This is a genomic window from Methanoregula sp. (assembly GCF_049518935.1).
Taxonomy (GTDB): Archaea; Halobacteriota; Methanomicrobia; order Methanomicrobiales; family Methanospirillaceae; genus Methanoregula.
On the sequence record NZ_JBEKRH010000012.1, the window covers coordinates 50,263 to 64,326 of the forward strand.

The 14,064-nt window shown below is 57.3% G+C and carries 16 protein-coding genes; 9 read left to right on the top strand and 7 right to left on the bottom strand.

Going from position 1 to position 14,064, the window contains the following annotated elements; translation table 11 throughout:
- Window positions 1-80: 80 nt before the first annotated feature.
- Window positions 81-914 carry a hypothetical protein gene (locus tag ABSE13_RS08710; RefSeq protein ID WP_424028126.1) on the top strand — a complete coding sequence of 278 codons (834 nt, stop codon included), beginning with the start codon at window positions 81-83 and terminating at the stop codon, window positions 912-914.
- Between the two features lie 368 nt (window positions 915-1,282).
- On the opposite strand, the gene ABSE13_RS08715 is transcribed toward ABSE13_RS08710, so the two are convergent.
- From ABSE13_RS08715 to ABSE13_RS08730, 4 genes are read right to left on the bottom strand one after another with little or no spacing between them, the layout of a single operon-like run.
- Window positions 1,283-1,897, bottom strand: coding sequence for an ArsR/SmtB family transcription factor (locus ABSE13_RS08715; RefSeq protein ID WP_424028127.1), 615 nt, complete (start codon window positions 1,895-1,897; stop codon window positions 1,283-1,285).
- Window positions 1,890-4,631, bottom strand: a complete 2,742-nt coding sequence (gene alaS / locus ABSE13_RS08720) for an alanine--tRNA ligase (protein WP_424028128.1) — start codon at window positions 4,629-4,631, stop codon at window positions 1,890-1,892. The genes ABSE13_RS08715 and alaS overlap by 8 nt, the downstream gene beginning before the upstream one ends.
- 54 nt (window positions 4,632-4,685) lie before the next feature.
- Window positions 4,686-5,024 carry an SWIM zinc finger family protein gene (locus tag ABSE13_RS08725; RefSeq protein ID WP_424028129.1) on the bottom strand — a complete coding sequence of 113 codons (339 nt, stop codon included), beginning with the start codon at window positions 5,022-5,024 and terminating at the stop codon, window positions 4,686-4,688.
- Window positions 5,021-5,728, bottom strand: coding sequence for a Nif3-like dinuclear metal center hexameric protein (locus tag ABSE13_RS08730; protein ID WP_424028130.1), 708 nt, complete (start codon window positions 5,726-5,728; stop codon window positions 5,021-5,023). The genes ABSE13_RS08725 and ABSE13_RS08730 overlap by 4 nt, the downstream gene beginning before the upstream one ends.
- A gap of 90 nt (window positions 5,729-5,818) precedes the next feature.
- Here ABSE13_RS08730 and ABSE13_RS08735 point away from each other — a divergent pair, with 90 nt between their 5' ends.
- From ABSE13_RS08735 to ABSE13_RS08745, 3 genes are read left to right on the top strand one after another with little or no spacing between them, the layout of a single operon-like run.
- Window positions 5,819-7,327 carry a homocysteine biosynthesis protein gene (locus ABSE13_RS08735; RefSeq protein WP_424028131.1) on the top strand — a complete coding sequence of 503 codons (1,509 nt, stop codon included), beginning with the start codon at window positions 5,819-5,821 and terminating at the stop codon, window positions 7,325-7,327.
- A complete protein-coding gene (locus ABSE13_RS08740; RefSeq protein ID WP_424028132.1) occupies window positions 7,324-7,710 on the top strand; it encodes a 4Fe-4S binding protein in 387 nt (128 codons plus the stop codon). The genes ABSE13_RS08735 and ABSE13_RS08740 overlap by 4 nt, the downstream gene beginning before the upstream one ends.
- A complete protein-coding gene (locus ABSE13_RS08745; protein WP_424028133.1) occupies window positions 7,707-8,420 on the top strand; it encodes a UPF0280 family protein in 714 nt (237 codons plus the stop codon). Before ABSE13_RS08740 ends, ABSE13_RS08745 begins: the two co-directional genes overlap by 4 nt.
- A 656-nt stretch (window positions 8,421-9,076) precedes the next feature.
- Here the strand turns inward: ABSE13_RS08745 and ABSE13_RS08750 are convergent.
- Both ABSE13_RS08750 and ABSE13_RS08755 read right to left on the bottom strand, forming a co-directional pair.
- A complete protein-coding gene (locus tag ABSE13_RS08750) occupies window positions 9,077-9,448 on the bottom strand; it encodes a hypothetical protein (RefSeq protein WP_424028134.1) in 372 nt (123 codons plus the stop codon).
- 382 nt (window positions 9,449-9,830) lie between these two features.
- Window positions 9,831-10,244 carry a hypothetical protein gene (locus tag ABSE13_RS08755; RefSeq protein ID WP_424028135.1) on the bottom strand — a complete coding sequence of 138 codons (414 nt, stop codon included), beginning with the start codon at window positions 10,242-10,244 and terminating at the stop codon, window positions 9,831-9,833.
- A 100-nt stretch (window positions 10,245-10,344) separates the two neighbouring features.
- Here ABSE13_RS08755 and ABSE13_RS08760 point away from each other — a divergent pair, with 100 nt between their 5' ends.
- From ABSE13_RS08760 to ABSE13_RS08780, 5 genes are read left to right on the top strand one after another with little or no spacing between them, the layout of a single operon-like run.
- Window positions 10,345-10,614 (top strand): MarR family transcriptional regulator, encoded by a 270-nt coding sequence (locus ABSE13_RS08760; RefSeq protein ID WP_424028136.1) that lies wholly within the window; start codon window positions 10,345-10,347, stop codon window positions 10,612-10,614.
- A gap of 4 nt (window positions 10,615-10,618) precedes the next feature.
- The gene (locus ABSE13_RS08765; RefSeq protein ID WP_424028137.1) at window positions 10,619-11,146 is read left to right on the top strand and encodes a tRNA (cytidine(56)-2'-O)-methyltransferase; all 528 of its coding nucleotides are present in this window, start codon (window positions 10,619-10,621) and stop codon (window positions 11,144-11,146) included.
- The gene (locus ABSE13_RS08770; RefSeq protein ID WP_424028138.1) at window positions 11,143-12,219 is read left to right on the top strand and encodes an ATP-grasp domain-containing protein; all 1,077 of its coding nucleotides are present in this window, start codon (window positions 11,143-11,145) and stop codon (window positions 12,217-12,219) included. The genes ABSE13_RS08765 and ABSE13_RS08770 overlap by 4 nt, the downstream gene beginning before the upstream one ends.
- Window positions 12,219-12,740 carry a transcription factor gene (locus ABSE13_RS08775; RefSeq protein ID WP_424028139.1) on the top strand — a complete coding sequence of 174 codons (522 nt, stop codon included), beginning with the start codon at window positions 12,219-12,221 and terminating at the stop codon, window positions 12,738-12,740. The genes ABSE13_RS08770 and ABSE13_RS08775 overlap by 1 nt, the downstream gene beginning before the upstream one ends.
- Window positions 12,733-13,242: an HD domain-containing protein gene (locus tag ABSE13_RS08780; RefSeq protein WP_424028140.1), complete on the top strand. Its 510-nt coding sequence runs from the start codon at window positions 12,733-12,735 to the stop codon at window positions 13,240-13,242. The genes ABSE13_RS08775 and ABSE13_RS08780 overlap by 8 nt, the downstream gene beginning before the upstream one ends.
- Window positions 13,243-13,266: 24 nt before the next feature.
- Here ABSE13_RS08780 and trpY read toward each other — a convergent pair whose 3' ends face one another.
- Window positions 13,267-13,767, bottom strand: coding sequence for a TrpY family transcription regulator (trpY, locus tag ABSE13_RS08785; protein ID WP_424028141.1), 501 nt, complete (start codon window positions 13,765-13,767; stop codon window positions 13,267-13,269).
- Between the last annotated feature and the right edge of the window lie 297 nt (window positions 13,768-14,064).

The window sequence follows — 14,064 nt, forward strand, 5'->3', positions numbered from 1 at the left end:
TCACATTCCGGGTCACGGACCTTTTTTTTAAACCGGATCAAAAGATACCATTAATATTCCGGCCATTCGATCCTGTAGTCATGAAAAGAATCCTGATCATCGCACTGCTCCTGATATGTACCGCGGGTACTGCGTCCGCATACAATGTCTACCTGAAATGTCCTGACAGCGTGCAGGCCGGGGCGCCGCTCAAGTGCTCGCTTGACAGTAATTTCCCGGCGGGGACTACGTTCAATCTTGTCCTGTACCAGTCACAATATACAGCTACCCAGATCAAAAACCAGCCGGTGACAATCCAGGCGGACCACAACACCCAGTATCTCGTGGTCGATACCACGGGTTTACCGGGAGGGCAATACAAGCTCGAGGTACAGTTTACCAGTATTGTTTCACCGAGCTCGGATTCAACCACGCTCCAGTTAATCACCATCGTTGACCGTTCAGGTAATATCGAGATCACGTCTCCCGTGTCACAAGACCTCGATGAGGCGCTCAGGGTTGAAGGGGATATCCTGCATGCCGGGAACGGTGGCGTACAAATCGAGGTAACCGGCCCGGACGGGGAGGTATTTCCCGCTACGTGGATCCAGACCCAGGCAGACATCAGGAATGGTGCGGGAGTGTTTACCAAGAAAGTTCCTGTCACCAGCGGCGGGGATTACAAGGTTGACTTCTCAGATTCGAACGGATTTATCGGCGAGAAAGTATTCACGGTAGTTGCACCCACAACTGCCCCGACTGCCGTTGTCACCGGAACGGCAGCGGTCGTGAGAACAACCCGCCCGGTCACTACCGTCCCGACACCCTGGCCAGTCACAACAACGCAGTCACCCCTTCCCTCCCTGATTCCGATTGACGCGCTTCTCTGTGCCGGTATGATGGCAGTCATGACAGGCAGCAGAGACAGGAAGTAATCGGGAAAAGAAATACCAGAAAATTTCTTTTTATTCGTTTTCCCGGCGGGTTATTTAAAAAAATTCAAAAAAAATATTCTGAAAAATTCTTGCAGTGGACATTTATTATCAGATTATATTTTGCGGGGGGACGGGACAGTTCCACAACAAAGAACCGGATGGTTCTTCTCGTAGCTCATCTCTGACGAGATGTCCCCTCCCGGAAATATTCTGATGACTATTTTCTCATGCTCCTTTGTTGCACTACACCTGACCTTCGGGCAGGTAGGCTGTCACCCCATTCCGCCCCTGCGCATTGCGATACTGCGGGAGTTGCCTGTTCGGAAGTTATCGCATTCTGGAGATGCTGCCCCATCCGCAGGTTCAGGCTACCGCTTTTTCCAGAGCCATGCTTCGTAGCAGAGCAGGACGAAGATCACAAGGATCCCGCCAAGGAAGAATGCAAGGGCGGGATCCGGGCCGGCAGCCGACGACATTGCCCAGGTGTCAGAGCTTACTTTCATGGCCATGGTGCCAACTTCGTTACTTCGCTCCGCACCACCAACGGCGAACGCAGCAGGGACCGCCATCGGGGGGCTGGCAGCGGACCATGATGCAATCAGCGGCAGGATGACAGACACGGCCAGGGACGCAACGGCAACAATACCAAACAGGGCGGCATACTTCAGGAGCAGGGACCGGAGGTCTGCCTGCCGCGGGGCAACTATCAGGAGCTGGTTTGTAAGGGAATAGAGTTTGACTTCCCTGCCCTTGACGCTGTATTTTGTGTCCGTGACCGTGATGAGCCCGGCATCGAGCAGGTTCCCGACATGGTACTTCGCCGTATTCATCGGGACGGCAAGGGTATCCGTGATATCGGTCAGGCTCTTTGCCCCCCCAGCCAGCAGCCGGAGGATATCGCTTGCCGTCTGGCTTCCCATGGCTTTTGCAATCTTCTGCGCCCGTTCTTCGCCGGGCTCCAGCACTATGATCCCGTCAGTCATGCAGGGCAGCAATGATCCGTTCGCGTCCGACTTTCAGTGCAAGGTCCAGCTGGTTGACATCCGGGCCCCCGCCCTGTGCCATAGTTGGCTTGCCGCCTCCCTTGCCCCCGAGCAGGCCGCAGACCTGCCCGATGATCTCGCCGGCATTGACCCGTGAGTCCCCGGATGCGAGGACAACGCGGGCTGTATCGCCAGATCCGGCAATGAGGGCAACGCCACCTTTCTCTGCAACGGATGTGGCAAGGGCAGAGAGCTCCTTCTGCGGGAGATCGATCCGACGGATCACGACATCCACACCGCCGATGGATTCGGGAACGAGGGAACGCATCTCCAGTTCGACCAGCTGGGTGCTCATGCGCTCGATCTCTTTCTTCTGCTCTTTCCATTCCGTGAAGAACCGGGTCACGGTTGGGGGGAGATTCTCGAACTGGACCGAGAGGATATCAGCCGATGACGCAACAATCCCCTCGAGGTGCTGCATGTAGTAGATCGCGGCAACACCGGCGGCAAACTCGATCCGCTCGATGCCGTCCTGAATATGTTCAACCCGCATGATCTTGATGACACCAACTTCACCGGTACTCCGGCAGTGGGTGCCGGCACAGGCTTCGATATCGCCTGCCACCTTGACGACCCGTATTTCCCTGCCGGGCGGAACACCTCCCTGGTAGAGGGAGAAGCCGTATTTCTGCTCCGCCTTGGTCCGGTCCTCGATCGAGATCTCGACCGGCTGGCTCGCCATGATCATCCGGTTTGCCGCGATCTCGATCCTGTGGAGCTCGTCCTGCGTGATGTGCTTGAAGTGGCGGATGTCGACACGCGAGCTCTCGCTGCCTTTCTGGGCGCCGGCCTGGTGGATGTGGGCGCCCAGCACCTCCTTTGACGCGTGGAGGAGGATGTGGGTTGCGGTGTGGTGGCGCATCAGGGACCAGCGCCGCTCCTCGTCGACCATACCCTTAAGCCGCTCGCCGCGCCGGAGCATGCCGCCAACAATGTGGTGGAGGACGACCTCGCCCACCTTGACAACACCATCCACACGAACCATTGCCTCGGCGCTGACGAGTGTCCCGGTATCGGCCGGCTGGCCGCCACCCTCGGGATAGAAGAGAGTCTGGTCGAGCACCGCATATTCGTCGAAGAAGTCCAGCACGACTGCCTCGAACTCAATGTCCGAGGGCTGCTCGTAGTAGAGTTTCTTCGTGGGCGGCAGGGTCTGGAGTCGTTCCGCATATTTCGCGGTCTTGTCCACCTCGACCTCCTTCTTGGACTCGGAGTGCGAGTCGGCAACCATCGAATAGAAGTTATCCGGAAGATCAACAACCGCTCCTTCTTTTGCAGCGATATCCCGGACCATCTCCGGCTGGATGCCATGAGAGTCGTAAAGGGTCATGATCTCGGCGAGCGGGACGCGCTGGCTCTTCGCCTTGTAGGTCTTGGCCACTTTCTGGACGATCCGGGTGCCACGTTCGAGAGTCTGGGCATACTTCTCAGTCTCGCGATCCGCGATCTCGCGAACTACCGAGATGTCCTGCTCGAACTTCCGGTTACCGAGGATACGGGTTTGCTGCTCGATCAATTCGGCCAGCGGTTCCTCGATCTTGAGATCGGTCATCAGCCGCAGGGTCCTGCGGATGACGAGGCGGGCGAGATAGCCTTCCCGCACATTGGAGGGGACGATGCAGTCGCCGAGCATGTAGGCAAGGCAGCGGGTGTGGTCGACTACCGCGTACACCTTCTCGATCGGCGTGATCATCTTGTCCAGTTTCTCGGGTGAGATATCGATTGCCGCCGCCACTTTCTTGCGGAGGTTGAAGAGGTTGGTGCCCGAGATGTCCATGAGGCCGGCGAATTTTGCGTTGAGGGCAAGGATCTTCGTATATTCCTTGTTGTCAAGCATGTGGGAGAGGCCGGCAAGACCCATCACCCTGCTCACCATCTCCGGGAAGACCGCATCGTAGATGGTGGGCGAACCCTTAGAAGCCCAGACGAACCGTTCGAGCCCATAGCCGGTATCGACAATTCTGAGCTTCATCGGGTAATACATCTCGCCGTTGAGATCGTAGCCCTTCCCGTCAGTCTTCTGTCGGCCGAGGCTCATGAAGACAAGGGTCGCGACTTCGAGACCGCCTATTAGCACCTCGACACTCGGACCGGCATTCCCGCCGCCGATCCAGGGGTTCTCCTTGTAAGTGACCTGGTTGATATCCCCTCCGATAGAGGCGATGAACTGGTCGCAGAGTTCCACGGTCCTGTCCTTCCAGTAGATCTCCTCCGTGGGAGTGTTGAAGGCATGGTGTGCCATCATCTCGAACGTAGTGAGGTGGCGTCCTGACCGGCCCACGGAGTCGAGATCATTGAGCCGGATGCACGGCTGGGAGAGGGTCAACGGGTTTGCCGGCGGGGGTACAATACCACTCGTGACATAGGGCTGAAAATCCGCAATCGATGCGATGGTGAGATAGATATCGTCCCGCCAGCGTGCCACGACCGGGTACCGCTCTATCCGCGTGTGCCCGTGTTTCTCAAAAAAGGAGAGGTACGCCTCACGCATGCTGTCGAGGGTATGGGGCCGGAAGATCGGGTTGCCGATGAAGTTATAGGGTTCACAGGGCGCATCCCCGCAGACTTCGCGCGAACTGTCGCGGGTCCAGAAGGCAGAACCGCACACCTTACAGATCTTGCGGGTCATTCCCTGGGTTTTGAAGTAATCGAGCTGGTATTCCTCTTCAAGCATGAGCAATCACACAATCGTCAGTACAGTTGATTACGAACGCTAATCTAGGTTTTGCTAATCCAGGTTTTGTCTGCGGGAGGGTTTCAGCTGGTCCTGGTACCAGCTGTCAACCGGCACGAACGTCCCGGTCAGCTGGGCAATCCGGACCGCGAGCAGGTGCCAGCAGGTCCGGCCCCGGTACATGAAGTCCCGGCAGGTGCAGAAATCTTCGTCCACGATATAATCCGCGGTCCTTCCGGTAACGACAAAAAAGTCAAGGTATTTTTTTATTTTCCCCTCGTCAATGGCTGCAAGTGCCTTCCTGCCCCGCGGACCGCATTCCGCCTCGATCTCCGCACGGAGGGGCGGGTCAAGGGATTTTTTTTCCGCGAGGCGTTGCCAGATGTCGCTCATGGGAGCGTTGAGAGGACCGGGGGATCGTCCAAGTAGTGCCAGCCTTCCCGGGCTGCGAGGCGTTTCATGGCCGGGGCTTCCAGCGCATAATGCGTTGCTTCAATGCAGGGCAGTGGTGACGATCGTGCGACAGAATGTTTCAGTTCGGCCGAGAGAAAGGCATCGGCCCCCTGTGCATGAGCCTCGGCCATGACCGCCGTATCGAACCCGCTGCCGGCAACGATCGCGAGCTGCCGGATCGGACCGGGCGTTCCCCAGACCCGGATGTTTCCCCCAAGACGCCGGGAGATCTCCTGAGGGGAAATCGGGCAGGCACCGATCAGGCCAAGCAACATCGGCCGTCGTTCAGTCAGCGAGAGCAGTTCGGCAAGGGCATCGTTCACTCCTTCGTCCGCCCGGTCGAAATTTGTGTGCATGACATAGAGATTCATTCCTGAAGAGAGGATCTCCTTCATTAGGGACGCAGTCCGACCTGTCAGAGCAGTGACGGGTACCCACAGCGGCGTATGATGAACGACCAGCATGTCGGCATGCAGATCAGCAGCGGCTTTCACCACGGTCGGTGTCGCGTCAAGGGCGCAGCAGATCACCCGGATCTCCGGCCTGCCTTCGACCACAAGCCCGATCCTTCCTGCATCAAAGTCCTCGGCCAGTTCCGGAGGGGCGAGCCGCTCCATCTCCCCGATGAAGTCACGCACATGCATACAGGATCATGGATGCCCGGGATTAAATAGCATTTATTACCGCGGGTGATAACAATTGCCTTAAATATTCGGAAAACGGAATATCCGGGCATGCACAAGTCCATCGACCAGATCAACGAACGCATCCGTGGAGGGAGTGCACGGGTTGTCACGGCTGAAGAGATGCCTGCGATCGTTGCCGAGCTTGGCGAGGAAGGGGCGCTCAAGGAAGTGGACGTGGTCACGACCGGAACCTTCGGTGCGATGTGCTCCTCGGGCGCTTTCCTGAACTTCGGGCATGCCGAGCCCCCGATCAGGATGGAACGGATCTGGCTGAACAATGTCGAAGCGTATGGCGGGCTTGCCGCAGTTGACACGTATATCGGGGCCACCCAGCAGTCCGATACGCTCGAAGCGGAATATGGCGGTGCGCACGTGATTGAGGATCTCGTGGCAGGAAAGGCCGTGGAGCTGCGTGCAAGTTCCCGCGGCACCGACTGCTACCCGCGCCGGACTATCACTACGGATCTCCTGCTCGAGAACCTCAACCAGGCGATTATGTGCAATCCTCGGAATGCATACCAGCGCTACAATGCCGCAACGAACACGACCGACCGGGTGCTCAATACCTACATGGGTAACCTGCTGCCCGGATGCACCAACATCACGTTCTCCGGTGCAGGAGTATTAAACCCGATTTCCAATGACCCGAAGTTCCGCCTCATCGGGAGCGGTGTCCCGATATTCCTCTGCGGGGCGCCGGGCATGGTGGTCGGCGAGGGCACCCAGCACTCTCCGGGCGGGGGGTTCGGGACCCTGATGGTCACGGGAGACCTCAAGCAGATGTCCCGGGACTACCTCAGGGCCGCAACCATGTCGGGCTACGGGGTCACGCTGTACGTGGGACTTGGCGTTCCGCTGCCGGTCCTCGATCTCGACGTGGTCCGGGCGACCGCGGTGCGGGATGAGGATATCACGGTCGACATCCTCGATTACGGCGTTCCGAGCCGTTCACGCCCCTCCCTGCGGAAGGTCAGCTATGCTGAGCTCCGCAGCGGCGTTGTCGAACTTAATGGAGAGGAGGTGCGGACGTCCTCGCTCTCCAGTTTCCGCAGGGCACGCGGGGTGGCGCAGGAGCTGAAGGGGTGGGTTGAGCGTGGTAAAATCCAGCTGGCGCTCCCGACCCGCGCGATCGACCCGCAGAAACTGGCGCGGCCTATGCACCAGACGGCGAAAGGCCCCCGCGTGCTCGATATCATGGACCGGTCCGTGATCACGATCGGCGAGAACGAGGAGATCCAGACCGCGGCAAAGAAGCTCCTGAAAGGGGAGACAAACCATCTCCCGGTGGTAAATGACAAGGGTGTGCTGGTCGGCATTGTCACCACATTCGATGTATCGAAAGCGGTGGCAAACCCCGGTAAGGCACACCATGTCCGGGACATCATGAAAAAGAAGGTGGTGACAACGACAGCGGATGAAGCCGTGGATATCGCAGTCCGGAAACTGGAGCAGCATAACATCAGCGCCCTGCCAGTCGTGGACCAGCAGCAGCACGTGATCGCCCTCCTCACTGCGATGAACTTAAGCAAGATCCTTGGCGGGAGGTGGCTGAAATGAAACTGCTCGTCAATTTCTCACGGGGCCGGGGACGCAAACCGATCATCGCACAGGTAGTGCGGGATACCGGCGTCCTGATCAATGTGGAACGTGCGGTAATCGATTCATCCGAAGGTGAAGCGCTGATCGATGTACCGGACGACCAGTGCCGGCTCGTCCGGGATTCCATGACAAGCCTCGGGGCAGAAGTGCGGATCCTTGAGCATGGCGTGAACCTGAACGAGAGCGAATGCGTGGACTGCGGTGCCTGCATCAGCGTCTGCCCGCGGGAAGTCTTCTCGTTCGATCCGGACTGGAAACTCCAACTTACCGAAGAGAAGTGCATCCTCTGCGGGAAATGCATCGATGCCTGCCCGCACCGTGCGCTGACCCTGCCCCTATGATCCGGGCGCCCTTCCGGTTCCGCGAGACGATCGCAACGATCCTTGCGGATGACCCGGCCCATGTCGCGGCCGCAAAGGCAGGTATCCTTGCTGCCCGGCAGGAGCTGGAGGCATACATTGCCCGGGATCCCTTTTTCGCATCTACCTTCGATCCCTATACACCGGATTCCGATGATCGCGTTATCGTCCGTATGGCAGATGCCTCGCTGAAGGCGGGGGTAGGTCCGATGGCAGCAGTAGCCGGAGCAATAGCTTGGGCTGGCGTGGAGGCGATGCAGGAGGTCGGCGCATCGTTCGGGGTGATCGACAACGGGGGCGATATCGCACTGCTCTGTGATCGCCCGGTCCGGGTCGGTGTCCATGCCGGGGAGGCAGCGCTTTCGGACCGGATTGCATTCGTTGTCCCGCCGCAGGACCGGATCCTCGGGATCTGCACTTCTTCGGCAACGGTAGGCCCGTCCATATCGTTTGGCATTGCGGATGCGGTTACGATCTTCTCCCGTAATGTCGCGCTTGCCGATGCCTGGGCGACCGCGGTCTGCAACGCGATCCGGCCGGACGATCGTTCCGTGCTTGAGCGGATCGATCCTGCAGAAGTCAGCGGTGTCTTTGCGATCATGGGGGAAGTAACCGTGGAGTGGGGGACTCTGCCGCCGCTTGTACCTGCGGTGGTCAATGAGCAGCTGATTAGTGCGGGGGACCGGCAATAATATTCCCGGAAAAAATTCGCGTTCACTTTTCTTCCAGAATTTTTTTCCGACATGATTTGAAAAAAATCTCCCGGATATTTCCTGAATCCGGAATTTTAAAAAATTATTTCATAGCCGGTCACGGGAAAAAAACGGACCTCATTAATCCAGGCAGGCAACCCACACTTACCCTGGGAAGGGATCTGTATCTTCAGATGCCCTGAATTTCCCTGCCATTCTCCGACGGGTACTGTCCCCACTCCGATGTAAGCCTGATCCGCAAAACAGGTGTTCTTTTCGATCGGCAAGCCAGTACCATGAAAACCGAGGCGATCGGCCAGCCAATTGAGCCTAATTGCGCACATTTTGCCTTCGTCGTGATTTCCGGAAACCGGGCCAATAGCGAGCGATTTAAAATGAATTTACATCCATTTTCCCGGAATTGCGCACTTTTCCCGGGTTTGTGTCTGACGCCCATTCCGGGGAATCGCCCGAAATACCCCCCATTTGCCAAAAAGAGCTCGATTTGAAAATTGAGATATCTTCTCTTCCTTGCATCTCCCGGGGGTTGTGTTCTCCGACGGAGAAAAATGATGGAGGGGAATACAGGTACCTGGAGATCTGGTAACAGGGGTACTCCCCGGTTTTCAGGCAGGTCCCAGTCCGGTCCCGGGAAGTCACGCTCCCGGAGCTGCGGCCGGGAGAAGCGAACCATCCCGCCCGAGCTCAGCGAGCGCGGAGTCCAGGACCCGGATGAACCGGAACGTATACCGGGGCGAGCAGAGCCAGAGCTCGCGGGAGATCTCTTTCGATGATGCGATCAGCCGCATCTCCGCAATCTCATCCACAAGCTCCCGTCCGATCTCTGCCATCGGACAGCGAAGCCGTCGCACGCAGGCAATTTTTATGTGAGAGACAAGGCCCGGGCTCAGGATCTCGAAATCGCAGATGCCACCGGGTTCGCGCAGGAAATGTTGGACTCTCTCCCGCATCTCCGCGATCGGCTCTGCCTTCTCCCAGGCCCGTACCGGCAGGCGCCCGCGGGTCATGGCCGGCCTCCGGAAATGCCGGTGATCTGATCGCGATCTTTTGCCGGGATATTGTCCGTGATTAACTGTTCGGAAATCTTTGCATAGGACCGGGCCATGCTATGATGTGCCGGCACATGAGCCGGTGCAGCATTCAGGGCCCGGGAATTTTTCTGGTTGTTTGTCTTCGTAGCAGGTTCTCCATGTTTTTTGCCGGTTCGTAAAAGACCGGCCGGCCCGTCTATGAGTGAGCCGGGAGAGCCGGATTTTTCGTCCTTAACCGGAAGGTTTCCAGTTATTGAGTGGGGAGGCAGAGTGAATCCCATCCACTAGTTGAATATTATTCAAATCTATCGTAAGAAAAAAAATCAAAAAAAAGACTGGTATATGTATATCGGTACTACTACCATTCCGGATCTTTGCAATACTTCATTGCATTGCCATATGCGGTCCGGCCTTTGAACGATGCGACCGCTTTCTCGCCATCGCTCACGATCATCCATGGCTCATGGTCCCTGATCAGGAAGACCAATTCCAGGAGATCGATCTCGTCCAGTTTAAAGCCGGCTGCCAGTGACGATGCCGGTTCCAAGTCCAGCCGTTCCCGATTGAGTACCCCGGGATCCGTGCGGAAATAGTAAAAGAATACCTGCCATGCGTTCAGGAGATCCGAGACGAGCAGCTCATCCCGCACATGCTCATCAAGCCCGCCAAGCCGGATCGCGAGGCATTCCACATCTTCATCGCAGTCATCCAAGAGCCGGTCGACCAGCTGGACGAGGGAGCGGTAGGGAGTGGTTGTCAGGACGGGATCCATGGAGACAGGTGTATGGTGAAACTAGAAATAATCGCTCATTGTACCGCCGGATTCCGGCCGGACAAAAACCCTTATTCGCCAGCACAGGGAATGCATTAAGGTGAAACGCGAGGATGCGGACTGGAAGGTATACCACCTGATCCCACCAGCTTCGCCCATCACGGTAGAAGACCTGACCGAGAAAAGCGGCCTTGACCTCCCCGTAGTGGAAGACTCGCTCATCCGTCTCGAGCGCTCCTGTCTCGTTGAACGGAAGGGTGCAGAGGTGCGGATGCTCAATTTCGGCGAGGCCCTGATCCGCAACCAGCTCAAATACGATGAGGCACTCCCCTACATAATAGAGAACGGCGTGATCAAAGCGAGGAAATGATACGATGTCACGAGAAGTTGTAATTTTACGGATCGGTCACCGGCCCGAACGGGACCAGCGGGTCACTACCCATGTTGGGCTTACTGCCCGGGCGCTCGGGGCAAAGGGCATGTACCTCGCAGCCTCCGACAAAGGGGTGGTGCAGAGCATCGCCGATGTTGCAGATCGCTGGGGCGGAGAGTTCTTCTGCGAAGACAACGTGAAATGGCGTACCTGCATAAAAGAGTGGAAGGCTGCCAGCGGAGTCGTGGTCCATCTCACGATGTACGGCCTGAACCTGCCGGACATCATCGGCGAGATCCGGCCACATGATAAGATCCTCGTCATTGTCGGGGCTGAGAAGGTGCCGGGGGAGATCTACGGACTTGCCGATTTTAATGTCGCAGTAACCGGACAGCCCCATTCCGAGATATCGAGCCTGGCGCTCTTCCTCGACCACTTTTTCTCGGGTAACGAGCTCAGGAACGAATTTCCCGGGGCACATATTCGCATTGTCCCCACAAAGGCAGGAAAGCAGACGGAGGAGTTGTGAAAGGGCGGGTGCTTGTCGCCGGCTTTGCCACACGCCACGTTGCACAGTCGGCTCACCGGGCCGGGTATGAGGTCTGTGCAGTCGACCATTTCTGCGACCAGGACCTCACTTGGTGCACTGCTGACCGGGAGAAATTCGAGGACCTTGCGGACCTGCCAGAGGCAATAGACCGGATCGCGAAAAGACGTACGTTCGATTTTTTTGTCGCAACTTCCGGGGCGGAAGATCTGCTGGTGCCCGTACCGCTTTGCGGGACACCCCGGGACCAGATCGGGCGTTTCCTCGATAAGCTCGAGACCCAGCACTTTTTTGAATCCTGCAAAGTTTCCGTGCCGCGCCTTCTTGGCAACGGAGAATACCCTGCGATGGTCAAGCCTCGCCGGGGTGCCGGGGGATGGCGGAACGCGATCGTCAGGGACGACGCCGGGATGCGGGCTTGGGAGATGCTCTACCCGGAAATCCCGTTCATCCTGCAGGAACTTGTGGACGGTGTACCTGCAAGTGTCTGCTGTATCACGGACGGAACTGCTGCACGGGCGATCACCGTAAATGAGCAGGTGCTCCGGGGCAGCGGGGAGTCGGCGTACGGGTTCTGCGGATCGGTCACGCCATCGGATCACCCACGGGTCCCGGGAATGATGGCGATCGCGGAGAAGATTGCGGCTGCCAGCGGGTGCCGGGGCACCATTGGGATCGATTTCGTTGCCGGCGATGATACTGCATGGGCCATTGAAGTGAACCCCCGGTTCCAGGGAACGGTCGATACCGTGGAGAGGGCATGCGGTTGCAGCCTGTTCGATCTTCATGTCGGTGCATGCCAGGGCCGGCTGCCCGCATCCGTTCCCCCGGCACACCAGGTCGCTGTCCGCAGCATCCTGTTTGCCGACCGCGACATGACTCTTGCGGCCGACCTTTCGCCGCTGAAAGAATTCGTATCTGATATCCCCTGGCCGGGAGCCTCTTTTGAGGTAGACCAAGCCCTTGTCAGTATTAACGGATGGGGGCCGACACGTGTGGATGCGTATACCCTGCTGGATAAGCATATTACTACCGTCCGACAATATATGCGCTGATGGATCCGATCGAAGAAACGCTGAATAACCCGGCAATACGTGCATATCTTCACCGCATGGTAGGGGACGAGGGGCTTAACCTGCTCGAACGGTTCCCGCGCGAAGGGGAACACAGCGATGAGGAACTCGCAGCGAGCACGGGGATCAACCTCAACTCCGTGCGGCACACGCTCTACACCCTTTACGAGAGGCGGCTTGCGGAATACCACCGGATAAAAAACAATGAGACCGGCTGGCTCACGTATCTCTGGCAGTTACGCACCGACCATATCGCCGATGCTCTGCGCGAGGACATGTCGCTCGTGCTCGACAAACTCTCCCGTCGCGAGAAATACGAGGAGGAGAACGATTTCTTCATCTGCAAGGACTGCCACCTGATCTTCACCTTCCCCCAGGCAATGAATATCGACTTCAAATGCCCGGACTGCCAGCAGCCGATGGGACATTTCGACAACGAAGTCCTCTTAAAAGCCCTCAAGGAACGGATCGTGGCGATTAAAAAATCCTTGGGCCATGCCTGATCATAAGACAGGTTCTTACGAACATATTTTACGGGACGCAGGGTGCAGTGAAAAAGTTATCCTGCATTGCCGGGCCGTCTGTGACTGCGCCCTTGAGTATGCCGGGCGCAACCCGGATGCCGATTTTGCTCTTGTTGAAGCCGGGTCCATGCTCCACGATATCGGCAGGAGCAGGACCCATACAATCCGTCATGCACAGGAAGGAGCGGATATCCTGCGTTCACAGGGATTCCCTGAAACGATCGCACGGATCGTAGAATGCCATACCGGCGCCGGCCTCACTGCTGACGAATGCATAATGCTCGGCCTTGTCGCCCGTGACTGTATGCCGCAGACAACCGAGGAGAAGATCGTCACCCATGCTGATAATCTCATTGCAGGCCACCGACGTGTAACCATCGAGGAGAGTATTACCTCGGCAATCCACCTGCCGGTCAAGGCACGGAAACGGATGTACCGGCTTGCCTGCGAAGTGGAACTGCTCTGCAGCACAAAACGATAAAAAAGCCCGGAAAAAACAAACCGACTAAATAATAACCTGTTTTACCTGGGGGAGTGCCCGGATCTTCTCGATTACACCGGCCGGCAGCTCGTCTTCCACAATGATCACCAGTTTTGGTTCCTCGGAGAACTGGGGATCTGTAACAAAGATCTGCCGGATGGAGAGGTTATGATCCGCAAGAACACGGACTGCGGCACCGACAATGCCCCGCTCGCTGGCATTCTTGGGCAGCACCGTTATCACCGCATAGCCAAGGGTAACTGCCACCCTGCTCAGGTCGGGCGTTGCCCGCATATTGAGAAAGAGATCCCGTAGCATCGGACGCTCTAATATCCGACGTGCTGTTGAGTCTACTACGCGGCGATCGGATCCGATGGTTTTTGCCACCGCGGTCGCGGGCATCTCGATCCCGTTGCAGCTGATCCGTCCGTCTTCAGTCACGCCAAAACCATTTTCCAGCAGGAACCGCACCACGCGACTCTGAGACGGCGAGTCTGCAAACTCGTGGATGATGTCAGACCACATACTCAGCAGTGGGCAGGGGGCATATAAATATACAGCGATGCTGATCTGTTGACATCGGCGCTGCGGAATGACCCCATGAAACACCAATAGTCACAACCCCGGGCATAGCCAAGGCCACTGTTTTCATCAGATGGACGTAGTCTTCCGGGACGATCCGCGAGAGAACATTGTGCACAAGATTTTATTAGATAGACAACCTCTTTGTTATGGCACAAAGGCGAGGGTAGCCAAGCCAGGTCAAAGGCGCTAGGTTGAGGGCCTAGTCTCGTAGGAGTTCTTGGGTTCGAATCCCATCCC

Excerpts from the sequence above, each read along its gene's own strand:
- ABSE13_RS08735 (WP_424028131.1), top strand. The coding sequence starts at position 5,819 with ATGCACAAGTCCATCGACCAGATCAACGAACGCATCCGTGGAGGGAGT.
- ABSE13_RS08715 (WP_424028127.1), bottom strand. The coding sequence starts at position 1,897 with ATGACTGACGGGATCATAGTGCTGGAGCCCGGCGAAGAACGGGCGCAG.
- ABSE13_RS08745 (WP_424028133.1), top strand. The coding sequence starts at position 7,707 with ATGATCCGGGCGCCCTTCCGGTTCCGCGAGACGATCGCAACGATCCTT.
- ABSE13_RS08755 (WP_424028135.1), bottom strand. The coding sequence starts at position 10,244 with ATGGATCCCGTCCTGACAACCACTCCCTACCGCTCCCTCGTCCAGCTG.
- ABSE13_RS08780 (WP_424028140.1), top strand. The coding sequence starts at position 12,733 with ATGCCTGATCATAAGACAGGTTCTTACGAACATATTTTACGGGACGCA.
- trpY (WP_424028141.1), bottom strand. The coding sequence starts at position 13,767 with ATGTGGTCTGACATCATCCACGAGTTTGCAGACTCGCCGTCTCAGAGT.
- ABSE13_RS08750 (WP_424028134.1), bottom strand. The coding sequence starts at position 9,448 with ATGACCCGCGGGCGCCTGCCGGTACGGGCCTGGGAGAAGGCAGAGCCG.
- alaS (WP_424028128.1), bottom strand. The coding sequence starts at position 4,631 with ATGCTTGAAGAGGAATACCAGCTCGATTACTTCAAAACCCAGGGAATG.
- ABSE13_RS08730 (WP_424028130.1), bottom strand. The coding sequence starts at position 5,728 with ATGCATGTGCGTGACTTCATCGGGGAGATGGAGCGGCTCGCCCCTCCG.
- ABSE13_RS08725 (WP_424028129.1), bottom strand. The coding sequence starts at position 5,024 with ATGAGCGACATCTGGCAACGCCTCGCGGAAAAAAAATCCCTTGACCCG.
- ABSE13_RS08765 (WP_424028137.1), top strand. The coding sequence starts at position 10,619 with ATGTCACGAGAAGTTGTAATTTTACGGATCGGTCACCGGCCCGAACGG.
- ABSE13_RS08710 (WP_424028126.1), top strand. The coding sequence starts at position 81 with ATGAAAAGAATCCTGATCATCGCACTGCTCCTGATATGTACCGCGGGT.
- ABSE13_RS08775 (WP_424028139.1), top strand. The coding sequence starts at position 12,219 with ATGGATCCGATCGAAGAAACGCTGAATAACCCGGCAATACGTGCATAT.
- ABSE13_RS08740 (WP_424028132.1), top strand. The coding sequence starts at position 7,324 with ATGAAACTGCTCGTCAATTTCTCACGGGGCCGGGGACGCAAACCGATC.